This is a genomic window from Cupriavidus numazuensis (assembly GCF_905397435.1).
GTDB classification, from domain to species: Bacteria; Pseudomonadota; Gammaproteobacteria; order Burkholderiales; family Burkholderiaceae; genus Cupriavidus; species Cupriavidus numazuensis.
Genome location: NZ_CAJPVI010000009.1, coordinates 45,313 through 64,366 on the forward strand (window position 1 = coordinate 45,313; position 19,054 = coordinate 64,366).

Annotated in this window: 14 protein-coding genes; 8 read left to right on the plus strand and 6 right to left on the minus strand. The window is 64.8% G+C overall.

Features of this window, described 5'->3' with window-relative positions; translation table 11 throughout:
- Positions 1–16 precede the first annotated feature (16 nt).
- From KHO41_RS09195 to KHO41_RS09210, 4 genes are all read right to left on the minus strand, one after another.
- Positions 17–964, minus strand: a complete 948-nt coding sequence (locus KHO41_RS09195) for a branched-chain amino acid ABC transporter permease (protein WP_211952982.1) — start codon at positions 962–964, stop codon at positions 17–19.
- Between the two features lie 171 nt (positions 965–1,135).
- Positions 1,136–2,386 (minus strand): branched-chain amino acid ABC transporter substrate-binding protein, encoded by a 1,251-nt coding sequence (locus tag KHO41_RS09200; RefSeq protein WP_211952983.1) that lies wholly within the window; start codon positions 2,384–2,386, stop codon positions 1,136–1,138.
- A 134-nt stretch (positions 2,387–2,520) separates the two neighbouring features.
- A complete protein-coding gene (locus tag KHO41_RS09205; protein ID WP_211952984.1) occupies positions 2,521–4,146 on the minus strand; it encodes a 3-(methylthio)propionyl-CoA ligase in 1,626 nt (541 codons plus the stop codon).
- A gap of 79 nt (positions 4,147–4,225) precedes the next feature.
- A complete protein-coding gene (locus KHO41_RS09210) occupies positions 4,226–4,453 on the minus strand; it encodes a hypothetical protein (RefSeq protein ID WP_211952985.1) in 228 nt (75 codons plus the stop codon).
- Between the two features lie 74 nt (positions 4,454–4,527).
- On the opposite strand from KHO41_RS09210, the gene KHO41_RS09215 reads away from it, so the two are divergent.
- From KHO41_RS09215 to KHO41_RS09235, 5 genes are all read left to right on the plus strand, one after another.
- Positions 4,528–6,090 carry a protein adenylyltransferase SelO gene (locus KHO41_RS09215; protein WP_211952986.1) on the plus strand — a complete coding sequence of 521 codons (1,563 nt, stop codon included), beginning with the start codon at positions 4,528–4,530 and terminating at the stop codon, positions 6,088–6,090.
- 114 nt (positions 6,091–6,204) lie between these two features.
- Complete coding sequence (gene msrB / locus KHO41_RS09220; RefSeq protein WP_211952987.1) at positions 6,205–6,615, plus strand: peptide-methionine (R)-S-oxide reductase MsrB; 411 nt, start codon at positions 6,205–6,207, stop codon at positions 6,613–6,615.
- Between the two features lie 77 nt (positions 6,616–6,692).
- Entirely contained in the window at positions 6,693–7,232 is a 540-nt protein-coding gene (locus KHO41_RS09225; RefSeq protein WP_211952988.1) for a septation protein A, read from the plus strand.
- Between the two features lie 60 nt (positions 7,233–7,292).
- Positions 7,293–7,607 (plus strand): BolA family protein, encoded by a 315-nt coding sequence (locus KHO41_RS09230; protein ID WP_211952989.1) that lies wholly within the window; start codon positions 7,293–7,295, stop codon positions 7,605–7,607.
- A 4-nt stretch (positions 7,608–7,611) separates the two neighbouring features.
- Positions 7,612–8,406, plus strand: coding sequence for a peptidylprolyl isomerase (locus tag KHO41_RS09235; RefSeq protein ID WP_211952990.1), 795 nt, complete (start codon positions 7,612–7,614; stop codon positions 8,404–8,406).
- Between the two features lie 1,186 nt (positions 8,407–9,592).
- Here the strand turns inward: KHO41_RS09235 and purL are convergent.
- Positions 9,593–13,639, minus strand: a complete 4,047-nt coding sequence (gene purL, locus KHO41_RS09240) for a phosphoribosylformylglycinamidine synthase (protein WP_211952991.1) — start codon at positions 13,637–13,639, stop codon at positions 9,593–9,595.
- A gap of 201 nt (positions 13,640–13,840) precedes the next feature.
- On the minus strand, positions 13,841–14,446 hold the full coding sequence (locus KHO41_RS09245; protein ID WP_211952992.1) for a winged helix DNA-binding protein: 606 nt from the start codon (positions 14,444–14,446) through the stop codon (positions 13,841–13,843).
- Positions 14,447–14,628: 182 nt separating this feature from the next.
- Between KHO41_RS09245 and KHO41_RS09250 the strand changes: the two genes are divergently transcribed.
- The 3 genes from KHO41_RS09250 to KHO41_RS09260 all read left to right on the plus strand — a co-directional run bounded on the left by KHO41_RS09250 (position 14,629) and on the right by KHO41_RS09260 (position 18,872).
- Positions 14,629–15,984, plus strand: a complete 1,356-nt coding sequence (locus tag KHO41_RS09250; RefSeq protein WP_211953077.1) for an amidase — start codon at positions 14,629–14,631, stop codon at positions 15,982–15,984.
- A 140-nt stretch (positions 15,985–16,124) separates the two neighbouring features.
- Positions 16,125–17,090 (plus strand): TRAP transporter substrate-binding protein, encoded by a 966-nt coding sequence (locus tag KHO41_RS09255; RefSeq protein ID WP_211952993.1) that lies wholly within the window; start codon positions 16,125–16,127, stop codon positions 17,088–17,090.
- 201 nt (positions 17,091–17,291) lie between these two features.
- Entirely contained in the window at positions 17,292–18,872 is a 1,581-nt protein-coding gene (locus KHO41_RS09260) for an NAD(P)H-hydrate dehydratase (RefSeq protein WP_211952994.1), read from the plus strand.
- The last annotated feature ends 182 nt before the right edge of the window (positions 18,873–19,054 follow it).

Genomic DNA, 19,054 nt, shown 5'->3' on the forward strand with positions numbered 1-19,054 from the left:
ATTCGATTCCCATGGCTTAGCTCTCCCGGGTTCCCATCAGGCCACGCGGCCGGAAGATCAGCATCAGCACCAGCAGCAGGTAAGGCAGCACCGGTGCCACCTGGGCTACGGTCAGCTTCCACAGCGAGTAGAACGGCGTGGCGTCGCTGACGGCAAGGCCGATGCTGCTGAACAGGCCTGCGAGCGAGGCGTCGATCGTCACCGCAAAGGTCTGCAGCACGCCGATCAGGATGGAGGCAATGAACGCGCCCACTAGCGACCCCATGCCGCCCACCACCGCGACAACGAAGACGATCGACCCGACCGCCGCCGCCATCGATGGCTCGGTGACAAAGGCATTGCCGCCGATCACGCCGGCCAGCCCCGCCAGTGCCGCGCCGCCGCCGAACACCATCATGAACACGCGCGGCACGTTGTGACCGAGCGCTTCGACCATCTCCGGGTGCGTCAGCGCGGCCTGGATCACGAGGCCGATGCGCGTGCGCGTGAGCACGAGATAGATCGCGACCAGCATGCCCAGCGACACCAGCATCATGAACGCGCGGTATTTCGGGAACGACGAGGTGAATACCGTGAACAGCGGGCCGTCGAGTTCGGCCGGGATGCGATATGGCACGGCGGCCAGGCCCCATACGAGCTTGACGCCCTCTTCGATCAGGTAGGCCAGGCCGAACGTGAACAGCAGTTCGGCCACATGGCCGTACTTGTGCACGGTGCGCAGGCCGAAGCGCTCCACGAGCGCACCGCAACATGCGACCAGCAGCGGCGCCAGGATCAGCGCCGGCCAGAATCCGATCTTGCTGGCAACGGTATAGGCAAAGTACGCACCGAGCATGTAGAAGCTCGCGTGCGCGAAATTGAGCACGCCCATCATGCTGAAGATCAGCGTGAGGCCAGAGGAGAGCATGAACAGCAGCAGCCCGTAGCTGATGCCGTTCAGCAAAGAGATGACGAAGAATTCCACAACTTATCCTTCAATCTGACTGCGCCACAGCGCGGCCATCCGGTTTGAACAAGGGTGAGCGCCGTCCTGCCGGGCATGGCATGCATGCCCGGACGCTCCCCGGTTTCTACCGAAAGTATGCAGGATCGGGCGGCCGGCTTTATGCTGCCGGCCGGCCCGCCGTGGGCAGGATCAGCCCGGCCGCTTCATCTGGCAGGAAGTCGGCTGCGCGGCAACGTACTGGTCCATCAGCGCATTGGTCTTCCATCCGTAGCCGGTGTTTTCCTGGTCGAACTTGATGTCCTTGCCGTTGACCTTGGTCCAGGTGGCCACCACGAGCGACTGCTGGGCCTGGTGGTCGGTCTTTCGCATCTCCACCGGGCCGTTCATGCTGTCGACCTTGATGCCTTCCAGGGCCTTGGCGACCTTGACCGGATCGGTGGAATTGGAATCCTTCACGGCCTTGGCCAGCATGGCGACACCGGTGTAGGCGGCCATTACGTAGAAGTCGTCGTTGTACTTCTTCTTGTAGCCCTCGATGATGTCGGCGCCCTTGAAGCCTTCGTTGTTCGGGTTGTAGTAGCCGACGTACTTGACGTGGTCGGCGCCGGCTGCGCCCATCGCGGTCGGCACGCCGGTGGTGCCGGCATAGTACGTGTAGTAGTTGGTGGTCAGGCCGGCATCCTTGCCCGCCTTGATCAGCAGCGCCAGGTCGCTGCCCCAGTTGCCGGTGATCACCGTATCGGCGCCCGACGCCTTGATCTTGGCCGCGTACGGCGCGAAATCCTTCACCTGTGCGAGCGGATGCAGGTCTTCACCGACGATCTGGATATCCGGGCGCTTGCGCTTCAGGTAGTCCTTGGCCGCACGCGCGACCTGATGGCCGAACGAGTAGTTCTGGTTGATCAGGTAGACCTTCTTGACGTTGGGGTCCTTGGCCAGGTACGTGGTCAGGGCCTCCATCTTCATGTCCGAATTTGCGTCGAGCCGGAAATGCCAGTAGTTGCACTTGCTGTTGGTCATGTCCGGGTCCACCGCGGCGTAGTTCAGGTAGACGATTTCCTTGCCCGGATTGCGCTCGTTGTGCTTGGCAACGGCATCCTCCAGCGCCAGGCCCACCGACGAGCCGTTACCCTGGACGATGTAGCGAATGCCTTGATCGGCTACTTGCTTCAGGATGGTCAGGCTCTCCTGCGGCGACAGCTTGTTGTCGAAGCCCACCACCTCGAACTTGTGCGCACCGCCCCAACCCTTCTGGTTGGCCACTTCGGCCACATACTGCCAGCTCTTGAGCTGGTTTTGCCCAACGGGGGCCATCAGCCCCGAAAGCGGATCGATGAAGGCCACCTTCACCGTATCTGCGAGTGCCGTGCCTGAAACCAGCGCAGAACCCAGTGCCGCGAACACGGCCACGCCAGCCACCAGCGGACGCATTTTGGTCATACCTGTCTCCTTCACTCTTGTCGTAGGCTTGTCGTCGATTGCGGCTTGCCGGGCGGACCCTGTTGTTGCTCGCCCGGCTGCCCCGCCAGCGCCGTGCCGCAAGCAGGCACGACGTGGCGGATGCCCGTTCCGCCTCAGGCTGCCGGCAGGCGGTAGTCCTTGAACTGGTCGCGCAGCTTGAGCTTCTGCATCTTGCCGGTAGCGGTCAGCGGGATTTCGCTGACGAACGCAACGTCGTCAGGAATCCACCATTTGGCGACCTTGCCTTCGAAGAACGCCAGCAACTCTTCCTTGCTGACTTCGGCGTTGGGCTTCTTCACCACCACGAGCAGCGGGCGCTCGTCCCACTTGGGGTGGTACACGGAAATGCAGGCGGCCATGTGCACGGCCGGATGGGCCGCGGCCACGTTTTCGATATCGATCGACGAAATCCATTCGCCGCCGGACTTGATCACGTCCTTGCTGCGGTCCGTGATCTGCATGTAGCCATCCTCATCGATGGTGGCCACGTCGCCGGTCGGGAACCAGCCATCGACGAGCGGGTTCGCGTCATTGCGGAAGTAGCGATCGATGATCCAGGGCCCGCGTACCATCAGGTCGCCGAAGGCCTTGCCGTCCCATGGCATTTCGTTGCCGTCGCCATCGACGATCTTCATGTCGACGCCATAGATCACGCGGCCCTGCTTCTCGAGGATCTTGTGCCGGTCGGCATCGGACAGTTCCTCATGCTTGGCCAGCAGCTTGCACGAGGTGCCCAGCGGCGACATCTCCGTCATGCCCCAGGCGTGGATGACTTCGACATCCAGCGCCTCGAGCGCGCGGATCATCGCGGGCGGCGCGGCCGAGCCGCCGATCACCGTGCGGCGGAATGTAGAGAACTTCAGGTTGTTGCCCTGCACGTACTGCAGCAGCCCCAGCCACACGGTCGGCACGCCGGCGGAGAACGTCACCTTCTCCTGCTCGAACAGTTCGTAGAGCGATGCGCCGTCCAGCTTCGGGCCCGGGAACACCAGCTTGGCGCCGACCAGCGGCACCGAATACGGCAAGCCCCACGCATTGACGTGGAACATCGGCACCACCGGCAGGATCACGTCGCGCGCCGAGCAGCCCAGCGCATCGGGCAGCGCCGACGCGTAGGAATGCAGTACCGTCGAGCGGTGCGAGTACAAGGCGCCCTTGGGATTGCCGGTCGTGCCGGAGGTGTAGCAAAGGCTCGATGCGAGGTTCTCGTCGAACTCAGGCCACTCGTAGTTGCCGTCCTGCGCGTCGATCAGGTCCTCATAGCACAGCAGCTTCACCTTGGATTCGGCCGGCATATGCGCGCGGTCGCTCATCAGCACCCAGCCCTTCACGTTCGGGCAATGCGGCGCCACGCCTTCCACCAGCGGCAGGAAGGTCTGGTCGAAGAACACATAGCCGTCTTCGGCGTGGTTGACGATATAGGCGATCTGCTCGGGGAACAGGCGCGGATTGACCGTATGGCAGACGGCGCCCATGCCGGACACGCCGTAGTAGATCTCCAGATGGCGGTAACCGTTCCAGGCCAGCGTGCCGACGCGCTCGCCCTGCTGTACGCCGAGCGCGGTCAATGCCTGCGCCACCTTGCGCGCGCGCAGCTCGCAATCGCGATAGGTATAGCGGTGAAGGTCGCCTTCGGTACGTCGCGAGACGATTTCGGTGCTGCCGTAGTAACGGGCGGCGTGCCGGATGATGGAGGAAATGAGCAGCGGCGCGCTCATCATTTGACCCATCAATGCCATGAAACAGTCTCCTGAATTTTAATATTTGTCGTCTGAAAACGAACAATCGTTCTATTTTTTGGCGATTGTTCCCATGCACTCAAACCACGTCAACGAGATTCCGTTGTGCACTGCCGTATTCGGGGCCGCAATTCTGCGAGAGTTCATGCACCGGATTCATCAACGCAATCAATGGGAAGAACATTGCGTGTGGCAAGGCAGCCTGGCGGGCCAGATCCGGATGTGGAAGTACAATACTGCGTGCCATGTTGCGTCTCAACATGTCGTTTTCCCTAGCACGCAAGCGCACTTCCGGGCGCTGCGGCATGCCGGCGCTGCACTGCCACGCGCGGCATCCCCTGCCACCCCTGAATCCGTCGCCGCGCGGCTCGCCCCCAGACAATGTCCGATACCCATCCTTCTCAGACCACCCCGCGCGACGCCACCGATAGTGGTGCAACGCTGAGCGCGCCCTTTCCGACCATGCCCGGCTTCGCCGAACTGGGCGAGCGCTTCTTCACGCGATTGCGTCCCACGCCATTACCGTCGGCCTATCTGGTCAGCGTGGCACCGGACGCGGCGGCGCTGCTTGGCATGCCGGTGGAGGCAGCTTCGGAGCCGGCCTTCATTGAAGCCTTTGCCGGCAACAGTGTCCCTGACTGGGCCGACCCGCTGGCCACCGTGTATTCGGGGCACCAGTTCGGCGTCTGGGCCGGACAGCTCGGCGACGGGCGCGCGATCCGGCTGGCGCAGGCGCAGACCGATACCGGCCCGTGGGAAATCCAGCTCAAGGGCGCCGGGCTGACGCCCTATTCGCGCATGGCCGACGGCCGCGCGGTGCTGCGCTCGTCGATCCGCGAATACCTGTGCTCGGAAGCCATGGCAGCGCTCGGCGTGCCGACCACGCGCGCATTGAGCATCATCGGCTCGGATGCGCCTGTGCGGCGCGAGACCATCGAGACTGCCGCCGTGGTCACGCGTCTGGCCCCTACATTCATCCGTTTCGGGCACTTCGAGCACTTCGCCGCGCATGAAGACGTGGCCGCCCTGCGCCAGCTTGCCGACTTCGTCATCGACAATTTCATGCCGGCCTGCCGCGAAGCCGCGCAACCCTACCAGGCGCTGCTGCGCGAGGTGTCGCTGCGCACCGCCGACATGGTCGCGCACTGGCAGGCGATCGGCTTCTGCCATGGCGTGATGAATACCGACAATATGTCGATCCTCGGGCTGACCGTCGACTATGGCCCGTTCGGATTCCTCGACGCATTCGACGCCAACCACATCTGCAACCACTCGGACACGCAGGGCCGCTACGCCTATAGCCAGCAGCCGCAGGTCGCGTTCTGGAACCTGCATTGCCTGGCCCAGGCGCTGCTGCCGCTATGGCTGGAGCCGGGCGCCGACGAGGCCGCACGCGAAGCCGCTGTGACGCAGGCGCGCGAAGCGCTGGACCCGTTCCGTGACCGCTATGCGAGCGAGTTCTTCCGCCACTACCGCGCCAAGCTTGGCCTGCGCATGCCCACCGGCGGCGACAAGGAAGACGAGCCGCTGCTGACGAGCCTGTTCCAGCTCTTGCACGAGCAACGCGTCGATTACACCTTGTTCTGGCGTAACCTCGCCCGCATCTCTTCGGCAGATGGCTCCGGCGATGCGCCGGTGCGCGACCTGTTCCTCGACCGTGCCGCGTGGGACGCCTGGGCGGAAGGCTACCGGAACCGCCTGCGCGCGGAACAGTCCGATGATGCAGCCCGGCGCATCGCCATGCTGGCGGTGAATCCCAAGTATGTGCTGCGCAACCATCTTGCCGAGATCGCCATCCGGCACGCGCGCGAAAAGGATTTCAGCGAAGTGGACCGCCTGCTGGCCGTGCTGTCGCGCCCGTTTGACGAACAGCCGGAGGCCGAAGCCTACGCCGCGCTGCCGCCTGACTGGGCGGGCGGCCTGGAAGTGAGCTGTTCGTCCTGACCGCCGCAATACCAGCCCCGGCACACTTGCCGGCGCTGGTGTAAGGTTCGGGCCACGGCCGCGACCAATGCGTGAGGCCGGCACAAAGCCAGCCCCCTACCGAAAGGATTGAGCATGACCACAAGCAAGACCGAAGCCGAGTGGCGCGAGCAACTCTCCGACATCGAATACCGCGTCGCGCGCGAAGCCGCGACCGAGCGCCCGTTCACGGGCCGCTACTGGGATCACTGGGACAACGGCATCTACAAATGCGTTGGCTGTGGCACGCCGCTGTTCGAGTCGGCCACCAAGTTCGACGCGGGCTGCGGCTGGCCCAGCTACTTCCGGCCCATCAACGGTGAGGTGATTGCCGAGCACACCGACCACACGCACGGCATGGTGCGCGTCGAGGTCCGCTGCAAGGAATGCGGCAGCCATCTGGGCCATGTATTCGAAGATGGCCCGGCTCCGACCGGACTACGCTATTGCATCAACTCGGCTGCGCTAAAATTCGACGATCGCGCCCCGGCTGAGCGCGACGGCTGACGCACACGCGCCTGGCCCGTGCAGCCGGCCCGCGGGCCGGGCGCACAGCCAGGTCCGCCAACCAGAGTCATTCCTGCATGAAATTCCTGTTCGACCTGTTCCCGGTCATCCTTTTCTTTGCCGCCTTCAAGCTGGCCGGCATCTATACCGCCACCGCAGTGGCCATCGGCGCCACGCTGGTCCAGATCGGCTGGGTATGGCTGCGCCATCGCAAGATCGAGCCGATGCAGTGGATCAGCCTGCTGATCATCGGCGTGTTCGGTGGTGCCACGCTGGTGCTGCACAACGAGACCTTCATCAAGTGGAAGCCGACCGTCCTGTACTGGATGTTCACGGCAGCGCTGATGGGCTCGGTGATCGGCTGGCGCAAGAACCTGATCCGCGCCATGATGGAAAAGCAGGTCACGTTGCCTGACGCTGTCTGGGCGCGCCTCAATCTTGCCTGGGCCGGCTTCTTTGCCGCCATGGGGGTGCTGAACCTCTATGTGGCGTACCAGTTCTCCACCGACGCCTGGGTGAACTTCAAGCTGTTCGGCAGTATGGGGCTGATGCTCGTCTTCATCATCGCGCAAAGCGTCTGGCTGTCGCGCCACATGCAGGAAAACGCGCAGGATTGATGCGTTCCCTTGGCGTGGCCGGGTGTCCGGCTACGCCTCAAAAATCCCCGAGGAATCCAAATGGCAGCTGATCCCGCCACTATCGAGGCGATGCTGCGCGAAGCGCTCGCCCCCAGCCATCTCGTCGTGCGCGACGACAGCGCCTTGCACGCGGGCCACGCCGGCGCGGCATCCGGCGGTGGCCACTATGATGTGACCATCGTCAGCGAGCGCTTTACGGGTCACACCCGCGTTGCGCGGCACCGCATGGTGTATGATGCGCTGCGCGGTCTGTTCCCCACGCAGATCCACGCTTTGGCCGTGACCGCGTTCACCGATCAAGAATTTCAATCCCGCGAAACTTCACGCGGTTCTTCCAGCAACTCTCAGACCTGATTCCATGAAGACCACCGTCCTCTCGTTCAGCCTGGCGGCTGTGCTCGCTGCCGGCAGCCTGCCCGCAGCCGCCCAGAATGCCGCTGTCGTGAATGGCAAGGCCATTCCCTCGGCCAAGCTGGACAAGCTGATCGCCGGCACCGGCCAGCCCGCCAACCCGGAACTGCGGGACCGTGCGCGCAGCATGCTGATCGACCGCGAACTGCTGGTGCAGGAAGCCAACAAGCGCGGCCTGACCCAGCGCGACGACATTCAGGAGCAACTGGAACAGGCCCGCCTGAACGTGCTCGCCGGCGCGGTGTTCGAAGACTACGTCAAGACCCACGGCGCCAGCGACGCCGAACTGCGCAAGCAGTACGACAAGATCAAGTCGCAGTTCGGCAACGGCAAGGAATACCACGTCCGCCACATCCTGGTCGAAAAGGAAGCCGACGCCAAGGCCATCATTGCCAAGATCAAGGGCGGCGCCAAGTTCGAGGACATGGCCAAGGCCTCGTCCAAGGACCCGGGTTCGGCTGCCAATGGCGGTGACCTCGACTGGGCCAACAGCGGTAGCTATGTGCCGGAATTTTCCGCGGCCATGACTACTCTGAAGAAGGGGCAGATGACCGATACGCCGGTCAAGACCCAGTTCGGCTGGCACATCATCGAGCTCGTCGACACCCGCGACGCGAAGATCCCTAGCTTCGAAGAAGTGAAGCCGCAGCTCATGCAGATGATGATGGGCGACCAGAACTGGCAGCGCGAACAGTTCCAGGCCATGATGAAGTCGCTCAAGGACAAGGCCAAGATCCAGTAACGTTGCAGGCCGGTACCCCCGCCGGGCTGCAGACTAGAAGGAAGCAGCAGCGTGGAGCCACAGACCGGCTACTGGCAACTCTGGTATCTCTATTCCCGGGGCATGTGCTATTGCGCGCTTGCCTCGGCATCGCTTGACGGCGCCGCCCCCGGGTGGCGCACGCTCCACCACTACCTCCCCCTCCGTGACCGCTATGCGCCTGAGAAGATTCTTCGGGCGGTGGTGGCTTACAAGGAATCGCGCGGGGAGATTATTCCCCTTCAGGATTGTGATCCGCATCGGTTGTTGCGGTTTGCTTATGCGTCCTGGAGTTCGCGATTGATGGCGCCTATTGAGGGGGAATAGGGTCTTTGTTTATTGATTTTATGTCGTGCTTGGCGGGCGCCGCGGTTTCGCCGGCGTAGCCGGCGAGTCACTTTTGTCCGAGCGACAAAAGTAACCAAAAACGCGTTTTGGTTGCCCCAAAGGGGCGAATTTTTATCGTAGTGTGCCAAGGGTGTTGTACGGGTATGGGCTTCAGAGTGATTTACGCTGCCTGCCGCGTGGGGCACCACCGTGAGTGGGAATACAGCGCTGATTGAACGAGCCCTGCAAGCGTTCGTGGCCCCTGCTACCAACGGCATCGCACAATCGCCTTCGGCTGCGCTACGCGCAGAGCCCTAGTCTGAGCGCGCAGGCCCAGGGCAAACCAGGCCCGGGTGAAGATGCCGCGCTTGCATGCGCGCGGAGATAGGAAATTGGGACTCGTGCGCCGGCGACGCTGATGAGCTTGCATCCAGACGACGACGTGCGCGCAGCGCAGCCGAAGGCGTCCCACCGCTGAGGCTATTGAAACGCTGTACCCGAGTCCGTCTTGGGGATCGTCCAAACGCCGTGCCGCGCCAGGCACAGGTTCTGACTCACATGGCGTAGCAGGGTCGAACCACTGACCACCGTAGCAGGCGTCCAAAGCCGTTCGAATGACTGCCGCCGTGGAATTGATGGCCAGCGGCAACGACGCGCTTTTTGGTTACTTTTTGTCGCTCGGACAAAAAGTGACTCGCCGGCGTAGCCGGCGAAACAGCGCCGCCTGCCAAGAACGATAACCCGGTCTCAACCAGAGCCCGCCGGCTACGCCGGCGAAACCGCGGCGCCTGCCAAGAACAAAGAGCAGGCCATCACCGACAAACCCGCCCCCAACCCATCATCACCCCACCCACTTCCGAGCATTCCGGAACATCCGCATCCACGGGCTAGCCCCGTCAGCGACCTGCTTCCAGGCATCCGGCGCCCAGCTCATGGTCGCAGACCGGAACACGCGTTCCGGATGCGGCATCAGCACGGTAAAGCGGCCATCGGTCGTCGTCACCGAGGTAATACCATCCGGCGAACCGTTCGGGTTCAAAGGATAAGTCTGCGTAACCACACCGTGGTTGTCCACGAACCGCAATGCCACATTCGCCTGCCCGATATCCCCCTGCTGCGAGAAATCAGCAAACCCTTCCCCATGCGCAACGACGATAGGAATGCGGCTGCCTTCCATGCCGGCAAAGAAAATCGACGGCGACTGCTGCACTTCCACCGTGACGTAACGCGCCTCGTACTGCTCCGACTGGTTGCGCGTGAACTTCGGCCATGCACCGGCACCCGGGATGATCGGCGCGAGGTTGCTCATCATCTGGCAACCATTGCACACGCCCAGCGCGAAGGTGTCCTGGCGGTTGAAGAAGGCCGCGAACTGCTCTGCCATCTGCGCATTGAACAGGATGGTCTTGGCCCAGCCTTCACCCGCACCCAGCACGTCGCCGTAGCTGAAGCCGCCGCAGGCTACGAAGCCGGTGAAGTCAGCCAGATTGGCGCGGCCCGCGATCAGGTCGCTCATATGGACATCGTGCGTGTCAAAGCCAGCACGGTCCATGCTGTATGCCATCTCGATCTGCGAGTTGACGCCCTGCTCGCGCAGGATCGCCACGCGCGGACGGGCACCAGTTGCGATGAACGGAGCGGCGATGTCCTCGGCCACGTCGAACGTCAACACAGGGCTTATGCCGGGATCGGCAGCGTCGAGCAGACGATCGTATTCGCTGTCCGCGCACGCCGGGTTGTCGCGCAGGCGCGCAATACGCCAGCTCACCTCGCTCCAGTTGCGCTGCAGGTCGGTACGCGACGCGCCGAACACCTTCTTGGCATCGCGATAGATCTCGATCTGGTCGGTCGTGTTGGGCTTGCCCACCACATGGCTGCAGGCCGACAGGCCGGCTTCGCGCAGCACGGCGAACACCGTGTCGCGGTCCTGCATGCGCACCTGCACCACCGCACCGAGCTCTTCCGAGAACAGCGCGCGCAGCGTCTGGTCGTTACGGCGTTCGGCAATCTGCTGGGCCCAGTTCTTGGCGTCGCCGAAGTCCTGTTCCTGCTGCGGATCCAGCGCCAGCATGTCGACGTTCAGCGAGATGCCGCAATGACCGGCAAACGCCATTTCCGCGAGCGTGGCGATGAAGCCACCGTCGGAGCGATCGTGATAGGCCAGCAGCTTGCCTTCGCGGTTCAGGCGCTGGATCACGTTGAAGAAGTTCTTCAGGTCCTCGGCGCTGTCTACGTCCGGCGCGCTGTCGCCGACCTGCTGCGTGACCTGCGCCAGGATGCTGCCGCCCATGCGGTTCTTGCCGCGGCTCAGGTCGATGCCGATCAGCACCGTGTCGCCCGCGTCGGTACGCAGTTGCGGCGTCAGCGTGCGGTTCACATCGTCGACCGCGGCAAACGCAGAGATGATCAGCGACACCGGCGCCACCACTTCCTTGGCCACCCCTTCGTCCTGCCACTTGGTGCGCATCGACAGCGAATCCTTGCCTACCGGAATGCTGATGCCGAGTGCCGGGCACAGCTCCATGCCGACGGCATGGACCGTGTCATACAGCTTCGCGTCCTCGCCTTCCACGCCGCACGCGGCCATCCAGTTGGCGGACAGCTTGACCTTGCCGAGGTCCGTGACCGGCGCCGCAGCCAGGTTGGTCAGCGCCTCGCCGATCGCCATGCGGCCCGAGGCCGGCGCGTTGATCACCGCCAGCGGGGTACGCTCGCCCATGGTCATCGCCTCGCCGGCGTTGCCCTTGTAGTCGAGCGTAGTCACGGCCACATCGGCCACCGGCACCTGCCACGGGCCGACCATCTGGTCGCGTGCGTTCATGCCGCCCACGGTACGGTCGCCGATGCTGATCAGGAACGACTTGTTGGCCACGGTCGGGTGGCGCAGCACGTCGCGCACGGCCTGGTCCAGCGCAATGCCCGTGACGTCCACGGCCGGCAGCGACTGCTCGACGCGCGTTACATCGCGGTGCATACGGGGCGGCTTGCCCAGCAGCACGTCCATCGGCATGTCGACCGTGTAGTGCTCCTTGAGCGCGGCGTCGACATGCGAATCGACCAGCTGCAGCTGCTTCTCTTCGGTGGCGATGCCGACCACGGCGAACGGCGAACGCTCGCGCTCGCACATGGCCTGGAACTTCGGGAAGCTGTCCGGCGCGATGGCCAGCACGTAACGCTCCTGCGATTCATTGCACCAGATTTCGGCCGGCGACAGGCCCGATTCCTCGAGGTGCACCTTGCGCAGATCGAAGCGTGCGCCACGGCCTGCGCCGTCGACCACTTCAGGGAATGCATTGGAAATGCCACCCGCGCCGACATCGTGAATCGACAGGATCGGGTTCTCGTCGCCAAGCTGCCAGCAGGCGTTGATCACTTCCTGCGCACGGCGCTCCATTTCCGGGTTACCGCGCTGGACCGAGTCGAAATCCAGGTCGGCAGTGTTCGTGCCGGTCGCCATCGAGCTGGCGGCACCACCGCCCATGCCGATACGCATACCCGGACCGCCCAGCTGGATCAGCAGCGTGCCCGCCGGCAGTTCGTTCTTGTGCGTGTGCGAGGCATCGATGTTGCCGATGCCGCCCGCGATCATGATCGGCTTGTGGTAGCCGCGCACGGTGCCGCCGACGTTCTGCTCGTAGACGCGGAAGTAGCCGCCCAGGTTGGCGCGGCCGAATTCGTTGTTGAACGCGGCGCCGCCGAGCGGACCGTCGATCATGATCTGCAGCGGCGAGGCGATGCGGTCCGGCTTGCCGGTCACGCCGGGCTTGTCGTCGGGGTTGCGGTGCGCCACCGGCTGCGCGGCGTCGCGGTCGTTTTCCCACGACTCGACAGCCTCGGGCAGCATCAGGTTGGACACCGTGAAACCGGTCAGGCCAGCCTTCGGCTTGGCGCCGCGGCCCGTCGCGCCTTCGTCGCGGATTTCACCGCCGGCGCCAGTCGAGGCGCCCGGGAACGGCGAGATCGCGGTCGGGTGGTTGTGCGTCTCCACCTTCATCAGCGTGTGCGTCAGCGCTTCGTGGCGGCCGTACTTGTGCGCGTCGCCACGCGGGAACCAGCGCTCGGCCACGCCGCCTTCCATCACCGCCGAATTGTCCGAGTAGGCCACGATCGAGCCCTGCGGATTGAGCTGGTGCGTGTTGCGGATCATCGCGAACAGCGACTTGTCCTGCTGCACACCATCAATCGTCCACGTGGCGTTGAAGATCTTGTGGCGGCAGTGTTCGCTGTTGGCCTGCGCGAACATCATCAGTTCGACATCGGTCGGGTTGCGCTCGAGCTTGGCGTAGGCGTCGATCAGGTAGTCGATTTCGTCCTCGGACAGCGCCAGGCCCATCTCGACGTTGGCAGCGGCCAGCGCGTCACGACCGCTGGAGATGTCGATGAAGCGCAGCGGCTTGGCCGGCAGTTCCTGGAACAGGCCGGCGGCGTCCTCGCGCGTGGCGACCACGGCTTCGGTCATGCGGTCGAACAGGTGCGCGGCGACGGCGGCGCGCGTGCCGGCGTCCAGCGACTTGCGCCCGCGCAGCAGGCCCTTCTTGCAGATTACGGTGATCTCGATGCCGCGCTCGATGCGGTGCACATGCGTGAGACCGCAGTTGTGCGCGATATCCGTCGCCTTGCTGGCCCACGGCGAAATCGTGCCGAAACGGGGAATCACGACAAAGCGGTCGCCCTCGGTCTGCTCGGCGAACGGGGCGCCATAGGTCAGCAGCGCGGCAATGCGGCTCTGGTCTTCAGTGGACAGCGCGGCGTCCGAATCCACGAAATGGAGGAACTGGCCGTGCACCGATTCGATATCGGTGTCGATCTGCCGCAGGGCGGTGAGCAGGCGTTGCTGGCGGAAGGCGGAAAGCGCCAAAGCGCCGGGGAAGCACGAAAAATGCGCCATGATCGTAGCGGTCGGGAGGCGTAGGAGGTAGGGGCTGCTGCTTGCCGGCGCCGCTGCATGGGGCGCCGACCGGCGGGAAACCGCTATTGTACCTTGCCGGCACCCGGATTTTGCACTGCGCCATCAGGGCAATCCCGTGTTACGGCCTGCCGTGATAATGCTTATGCGGCACTTTTAGCGTTTGCACCCCGCTTCCGGCGGTCAGAGTGACGTAGCCGAGCGCGCCGCCTGTTCGTAGAGTCCCGTCAGCACGCGCAGCAGGCGCGCCAGTTCGCCGATCTCGGCATTTTCCTGGCTGCCTTCGGTGAAGTTGCTGGTCAGGCATTGCTCGCGGATTTCACGGTAGCGCGCGCAGGCTTCGGCGCCGGTTGGTGTGGTCGAATACGTGGCCTCCTTGCCGATGCGCTCGCCGGTCACGAGCCCCAGCCCTTGCAGTTTCTTGAGCGAATACGTGACGAGGTGGGTGTCCTCCACGTTCAGCACAAAGCAGATATCGGCCAGCCGCTTGGCGCGGCCGCGATGGTTGACATGGTGCACCACCAGCACATCGAGGAAAGTCAGGTCGCGCACGCCGGCCGCGCCCATGCAACGCACCACCCAGCGGCTGTAGGCGTTATACGCAGTGTTCAGGCCGAACTCGAACTCCGAAAGCTCGGGACTGCGCACCGACACCAGGTGCGACGACGACACGATGTTGGTGCCCGCGGCGCGCGACAGCGAGGTGACGGGACTGGTGGGGGCGGTGTCCGGCGCGGAGGCAAGATCCGACTCGGGGACCGGACCGGGCGCGGCGGGCTTGCGTGCCATGAGGAATACTCCTTGCTACCTTGTTCGGGGGCCGCCGGGTCTTGCCCATGTGCGGATCCCGCTAATTTTGGCTTGACAGTTTATCGGCAAATTATGAGCATGAGTGCCTGACAAGAACAGGCAGGGCTCGGACGGCGGCACGCCTGGAGCCAGTGCGCACCCTGCCCGCCTCCACGCCACCGATGCTTCCTGACCTCAACACACTGCATGCCCGTCTGCGCGAAGGCGCCGTAAGCCGCGCCGAGCTGATCGAAGCCGCTGCCGATGCAGCCTCCCAGCCGTGCGCCCAGGCAGTCTTCCTGCATAGCACGTTCGATACCGCCCTCCAGACCGCCCGCGCCGCCGACGCGGCGGGCCGTGTGGGCAAAGCGCTGCACCCTCTGGCCGGCTTGCCGGTTTCGGTCAAGGATCTCTTCGATGTGGCCGGCGAGGTCACGCGCGCAGCCTCCGCGGTGCGGCACGACGCTGCCCCGGCGACGGCCGACGCCACCGTGGTCGCACGCCTGCGCCAGGCCGGTGCGGCCCTGGTCGGGCGCACCAACATGACCGAGTTCGCCTTCTCGGGCGTGGGCATCAATCCCCATTTCGGCACGCCGGTGAACCCGGCAAGCGCCGATGGTATCGCCCGCATCCCCGGAGGATCGTCGTCGGGTGCGGCCGTTTCGGTGGCACTCGGGCTGGCGGTCGCGGCGCTCGGCAGCGACACAGGCGGATCGATCCGAATTCCCGCAGCGCTGTGCGGCCTGACCGGGTTCAAACCGACCACGCGCCGCGTACCGCTGACCGGCGCCTTTCCATTGTCCTACACGCTGGACACCGCCTGTGCGATGGCTCGCACGGTCAATGACTGCCTGCTGGTGGACAGTGTGATTGCCGACAACGCGCTGGTGCCAAGCGCTCCCGCCCCCGCGGCGCTTCGCCTGGCCATCCCGCGCCAGGTGCTGCTGGACGACCTCGACCCCGTGGTCGCTCGCGCGTTCGACCGTGCGCTGGGCCGATTGTCGGCCGCCGGCGTGCAACTGGAGCACACCGACCTGCCTGAACTGGCCGAACTCCCGGGCCTGAACGCCGCAGGCGGCTTCAGCGCGGCCGAGGCCTTTTCCATCCATCGCCACACACTCGCCACGCGGCGCGACATGTACGACCCGCGCGTTGCCATGCGCATTGACCGCGGCGCGGCCATGGGCGCTGCGGACTACGTCGATCTGGCCCGCGCGCGCATCGACTGGATTGCACGCGTGGAAGCCCGCCTCGCGCGCTTCGATGCCGTCCTCTGCCCGACGGTGCCGATGGTCGCTCCCGCCATTGAACCGCTGCGCGCAGACGACGATTTGTTCCTCCGCACCAACGCGCTGCTGCTTCGCAATACCTCGGCCTTCAACTTCCTCGACGGCTGCTCGATCTCGCTGCCTTGCCATGCACCCGACGAACTGCCGGTGGGGTTGATGCTGTCCCATGGCCCCATGCGTGATGCGCAATTGATCGGCACGGCCCTTGCCTTGGAAAGCATCGTGCAGCCTTCCGTGCGCGACGAATAAGCCAGCCGCCGCGCCAGTGATCTTGCGCCGGCCTCTGGCCACCCTTGCATGGGAGGCCAGGCCGGCACCAGGTAGTACACCAGCTGTACCCAGCTGTACAACACGCGCCGCCGAAGGCGCGCACACCGGGAGAGATCGAGATGCGAGCGAAGGCATTCGTTGCGGCCGGCCTGGCGCTGGCCGCCATGGCGGCACAGGCGGACACCAGGTGGGACCTGCCCACCGGCTACCCGGCCGGCAACCTGCATACCGAAAACCTGCAGCAGATGGCCAACGATGTGGAAAAGGCCACCGGCGGCAAGCTCAGGATCGTGCTGCACCCGAACGGATCGCTGCTCAAGGCCAACGAGATCAAGCGTGGCGTGCAGACCGGCCAGGTGCAGATGGGCGAAGTGCTGATGTCCACGCTGGCCAACGAGAACCCGGTGTTCGGGGTCGACGCCGTGCCGTTCCTGGCCACCAGCTACACCGATGCGTACAAGTTGTGGGAAGCCTCGCGCCCGGTCACCGAGAAGCTGCTCGACAAGCAAGGCATGAAGCTGCTGTACGCGGTGGCCTGGCCGCCGCAGGGCATCTACGCCAACAAGCCGCTGAACTCGGCCGCGGACATGAAGGGCCTGAAGTGGCGCGCCTACAATCCGGCCACCTCGCGCATCGCTGAACTGGTCGGTGCACAGCCTGTCACGATCCAGGCGGCCGACCTCGCCCAGGCCTTGGCGACCGGCACCGTCAATTCCTTCATGTCGTCGGGCGCCACCGGCGTCGACACCAAGGTGTGGGAAAGCGTGAAGTACTTCTACACCGTGGATGCCTGGTTGCCCAAGAACATGCTGGTGGTCAGCAAGAAGGCTTTAGCGGCGCTCGACAAGCCGACCCAGGATGCCCTGCTCAAGGCCGTGGCAGACGCCGAGAAGCGCGGCTGGCAGGTGTCCGAGCAGAAAACGCGAGATTACCTGTCGACGCTCTCGCGCAACGGCATGACGGTGCAGCCGCCTTCGGCGCAGTTGCGCACCGACATGCAGAAGGTTGGCCAGGCCATGGTGGCCGATTGGGCAAAGCGTGCCGGCGACGACGGCAAGGCCATCCTGGACGCCTACCAGAAGTAGGCCGCAGCGCGCCCGGGCGAAGGCGCGCGCCTTGGCTTCCGTCCACCGCTGGCAACCCACTCTTCGACATGGAAACGATCTGGCCGGACCTCGTGACCTGGCTGCCCGACGCAGTCATGCAGAAGGAACTCAAGTAAGCAAAGCCACGCGAGCCCGTCGGTCAGATGCATCGATCATCTGCCCGGGACGATCTGAAACCGCATGAATATGACGCAATCCCGCCCTTCCCTTCCGGCCGATGACTGGACTGCACTGACCGCCGACTCGACCGAGGCCATCCCGCTTTATGACGTCGATACCATTCGCCGCATCGAGAACGCCGCCTTTGCGCGGCTGCCATCGTTCGAACTGATGTCGCGCGCCGGCAGCGCCGCGGCCAAATGGCTAGCCGGGCACGTGCCGCAAGGGATGCTGCTGTTTCTCGCGGGTCCGGGCAACAATGGCGGCGACGCGCTGGTCGCGGCCATGCGCCTGCACCAGGCCGGACGCAAGGTGGAAGTCTGGCTCGCGGGCGACCCTGCGCGCATGCCTGCCGACGCAACGCGCGCCTGGCAGGAAGCCACCGCCGCCGGCGTGCCCATGCAGGCCATGCCGGTAAATGCGGCATGGCCTGAAGGGCTCACCGCCATCGTCGACGGCCTGCTCGGTATCGGCCTGAATCGCGCCGCGGGCGGCAACCTTGCAATGTGGATCGACCGCCTGGCGCAGGCACCCGCGCCGGTGTTCGCGCTCGATATCCCGAGCGGTCTGTTTGCGGATACAGGGGCCGGCGAACCCGCGGTGCGGGCGTGCCGCACGCTCACGTTCCTCGGCGCAAAGCCCGGCCTGCTCACCCTGGATGGACGAGATTGCGCGGGCGTCGTCGACATCGCGCCGCTTGGGCTGGACTATCCGCCGGCGGAAGCACCGCGAGCCCGGGTCAATGGCCCGGCGCTGTTCCGGCATGCGCTGCCCACGCGCCGACACGCCACCAACAAGGGCACGTTCGGCTCGCTCGCCATCATAGGCGGCAGCACAGGGATGACCGGTGCACCACTACTGGGCGCACGCGCAGCGCAGTTTCTTGGCGCCGGCAAGGTCCATATCGGCTTTCTTGCGCCGTCTGCGCCCGCGGTCGACCCGATCCATCCGGAATTGATGCTCCATCCGCTTGCCGGACTATCGCTCGACGCCATGTCCGCGTTGGTGATTGGTCCCGGCATGGGAACGGACCCCGGCGCATGCAAGGCGCTCGCACAGATCATCGAAGACGCCGCCCGTGCGCCCTCGCCGCCATCGCTGGTGCTGGATGCCGATGCGCTCAACCTGCTCTCGGCCGAAGCGGGACTCGCCGGTACATTGGCCGCGTCAGGGCTACCGCGCATCATGACGCCGCACCCGCTCGAAGCAGCACGTCTGCTGGGCAGCACCGTGGCGGTCGTACAGCGCGACCGGCTGGCAGCGGCCGAAGCATTGGCGGCACGTTGGCAGGCGATCGTCGTGCTCAAGGGTTCTGGTTCCGTGATTGCCTCGCCCGGCATCGCCGCCAGCACGATCAACCCGACTGGCAATGCGGCGCTTGCGAGTGCAGGGACCGGCGATGTGCTCGCCGGCATGGCCGGCGCGCTGCTGGCCCAGGGGATGCCGCCTCTGGAGGCCGCGCAGGCAGCCGTGTGGATGCATGGACGGGCGGCCGACGTGCTCTTTGCGCAGGGTGTGGGCCCGGCAGGGCTGACAGCGAGTGAACTCTCCATCCCCGCGCGCAATGTCTTCAACGCCTTGCTGGCTGGCAAAGCGGGATAGCGCACGCGGCTCCACTGGTGCAGCAACGGTCGCAATCCCGCCGTACTATCGCCACAATCGGACAAAAGCCGACAGGCCCGCGGACAACGGGTACGCTACCGTTTCATCTCGTAACGATAACGGCACCCCGAGAAACCGTGATCGACACCAGACACGCCTTATACTTGCAAAGCCCGGGAGAT

What these genes read in the sequence shown, in the direction of transcription:
- KHO41_RS09200 (WP_211952983.1), bottom strand. Translation starts at nt 2,386, where the DNA reads ATGACCAAAATGCGTCCGCTGGTGGCTGGCGTGGCCGTGTTCGCGGCA.
- KHO41_RS09205 (WP_211952984.1), bottom strand. Translation starts at nt 4,146, where the DNA reads ATGGCATTGATGGGTCAAATGATGAGCGCGCCGCTGCTCATTTCCTCC.
- KHO41_RS09210 (WP_211952985.1), bottom strand. Translation starts at nt 4,453, where the DNA reads ATGCCGCAGCGCCCGGAAGTGCGCTTGCGTGCTAGGGAAAACGACATG.
- KHO41_RS09215 (WP_211952986.1), top strand. Translation starts at nt 4,528, where the DNA reads ATGTCCGATACCCATCCTTCTCAGACCACCCCGCGCGACGCCACCGAT.
- msrB (WP_211952987.1), top strand. Translation starts at nt 6,205, where the DNA reads ATGACCACAAGCAAGACCGAAGCCGAGTGGCGCGAGCAACTCTCCGAC.
- KHO41_RS09225 (WP_211952988.1), top strand. Translation starts at nt 6,693, where the DNA reads ATGAAATTCCTGTTCGACCTGTTCCCGGTCATCCTTTTCTTTGCCGCC.
- KHO41_RS09230 (WP_211952989.1), top strand. Translation starts at nt 7,293, where the DNA reads ATGGCAGCTGATCCCGCCACTATCGAGGCGATGCTGCGCGAAGCGCTC.
- KHO41_RS09235 (WP_211952990.1), top strand. Translation starts at nt 7,612, where the DNA reads ATGAAGACCACCGTCCTCTCGTTCAGCCTGGCGGCTGTGCTCGCTGCC.
- purL (WP_211952991.1), bottom strand. Translation starts at nt 13,639, where the DNA reads ATGGCGCATTTTTCGTGCTTCCCCGGCGCTTTGGCGCTTTCCGCCTTC.
- KHO41_RS09245 (WP_211952992.1), bottom strand. Translation starts at nt 14,446, where the DNA reads ATGGCACGCAAGCCCGCCGCGCCCGGTCCGGTCCCCGAGTCGGATCTT.
- KHO41_RS09250 (WP_211953077.1), top strand. Translation starts at nt 14,629, where the DNA reads ATGCTTCCTGACCTCAACACACTGCATGCCCGTCTGCGCGAAGGCGCC.
- KHO41_RS09255 (WP_211952993.1), top strand. Translation starts at nt 16,125, where the DNA reads ATGCGAGCGAAGGCATTCGTTGCGGCCGGCCTGGCGCTGGCCGCCATG.
- KHO41_RS09260 (WP_211952994.1), top strand. Translation starts at nt 17,292, where the DNA reads ATGAATATGACGCAATCCCGCCCTTCCCTTCCGGCCGATGACTGGACT.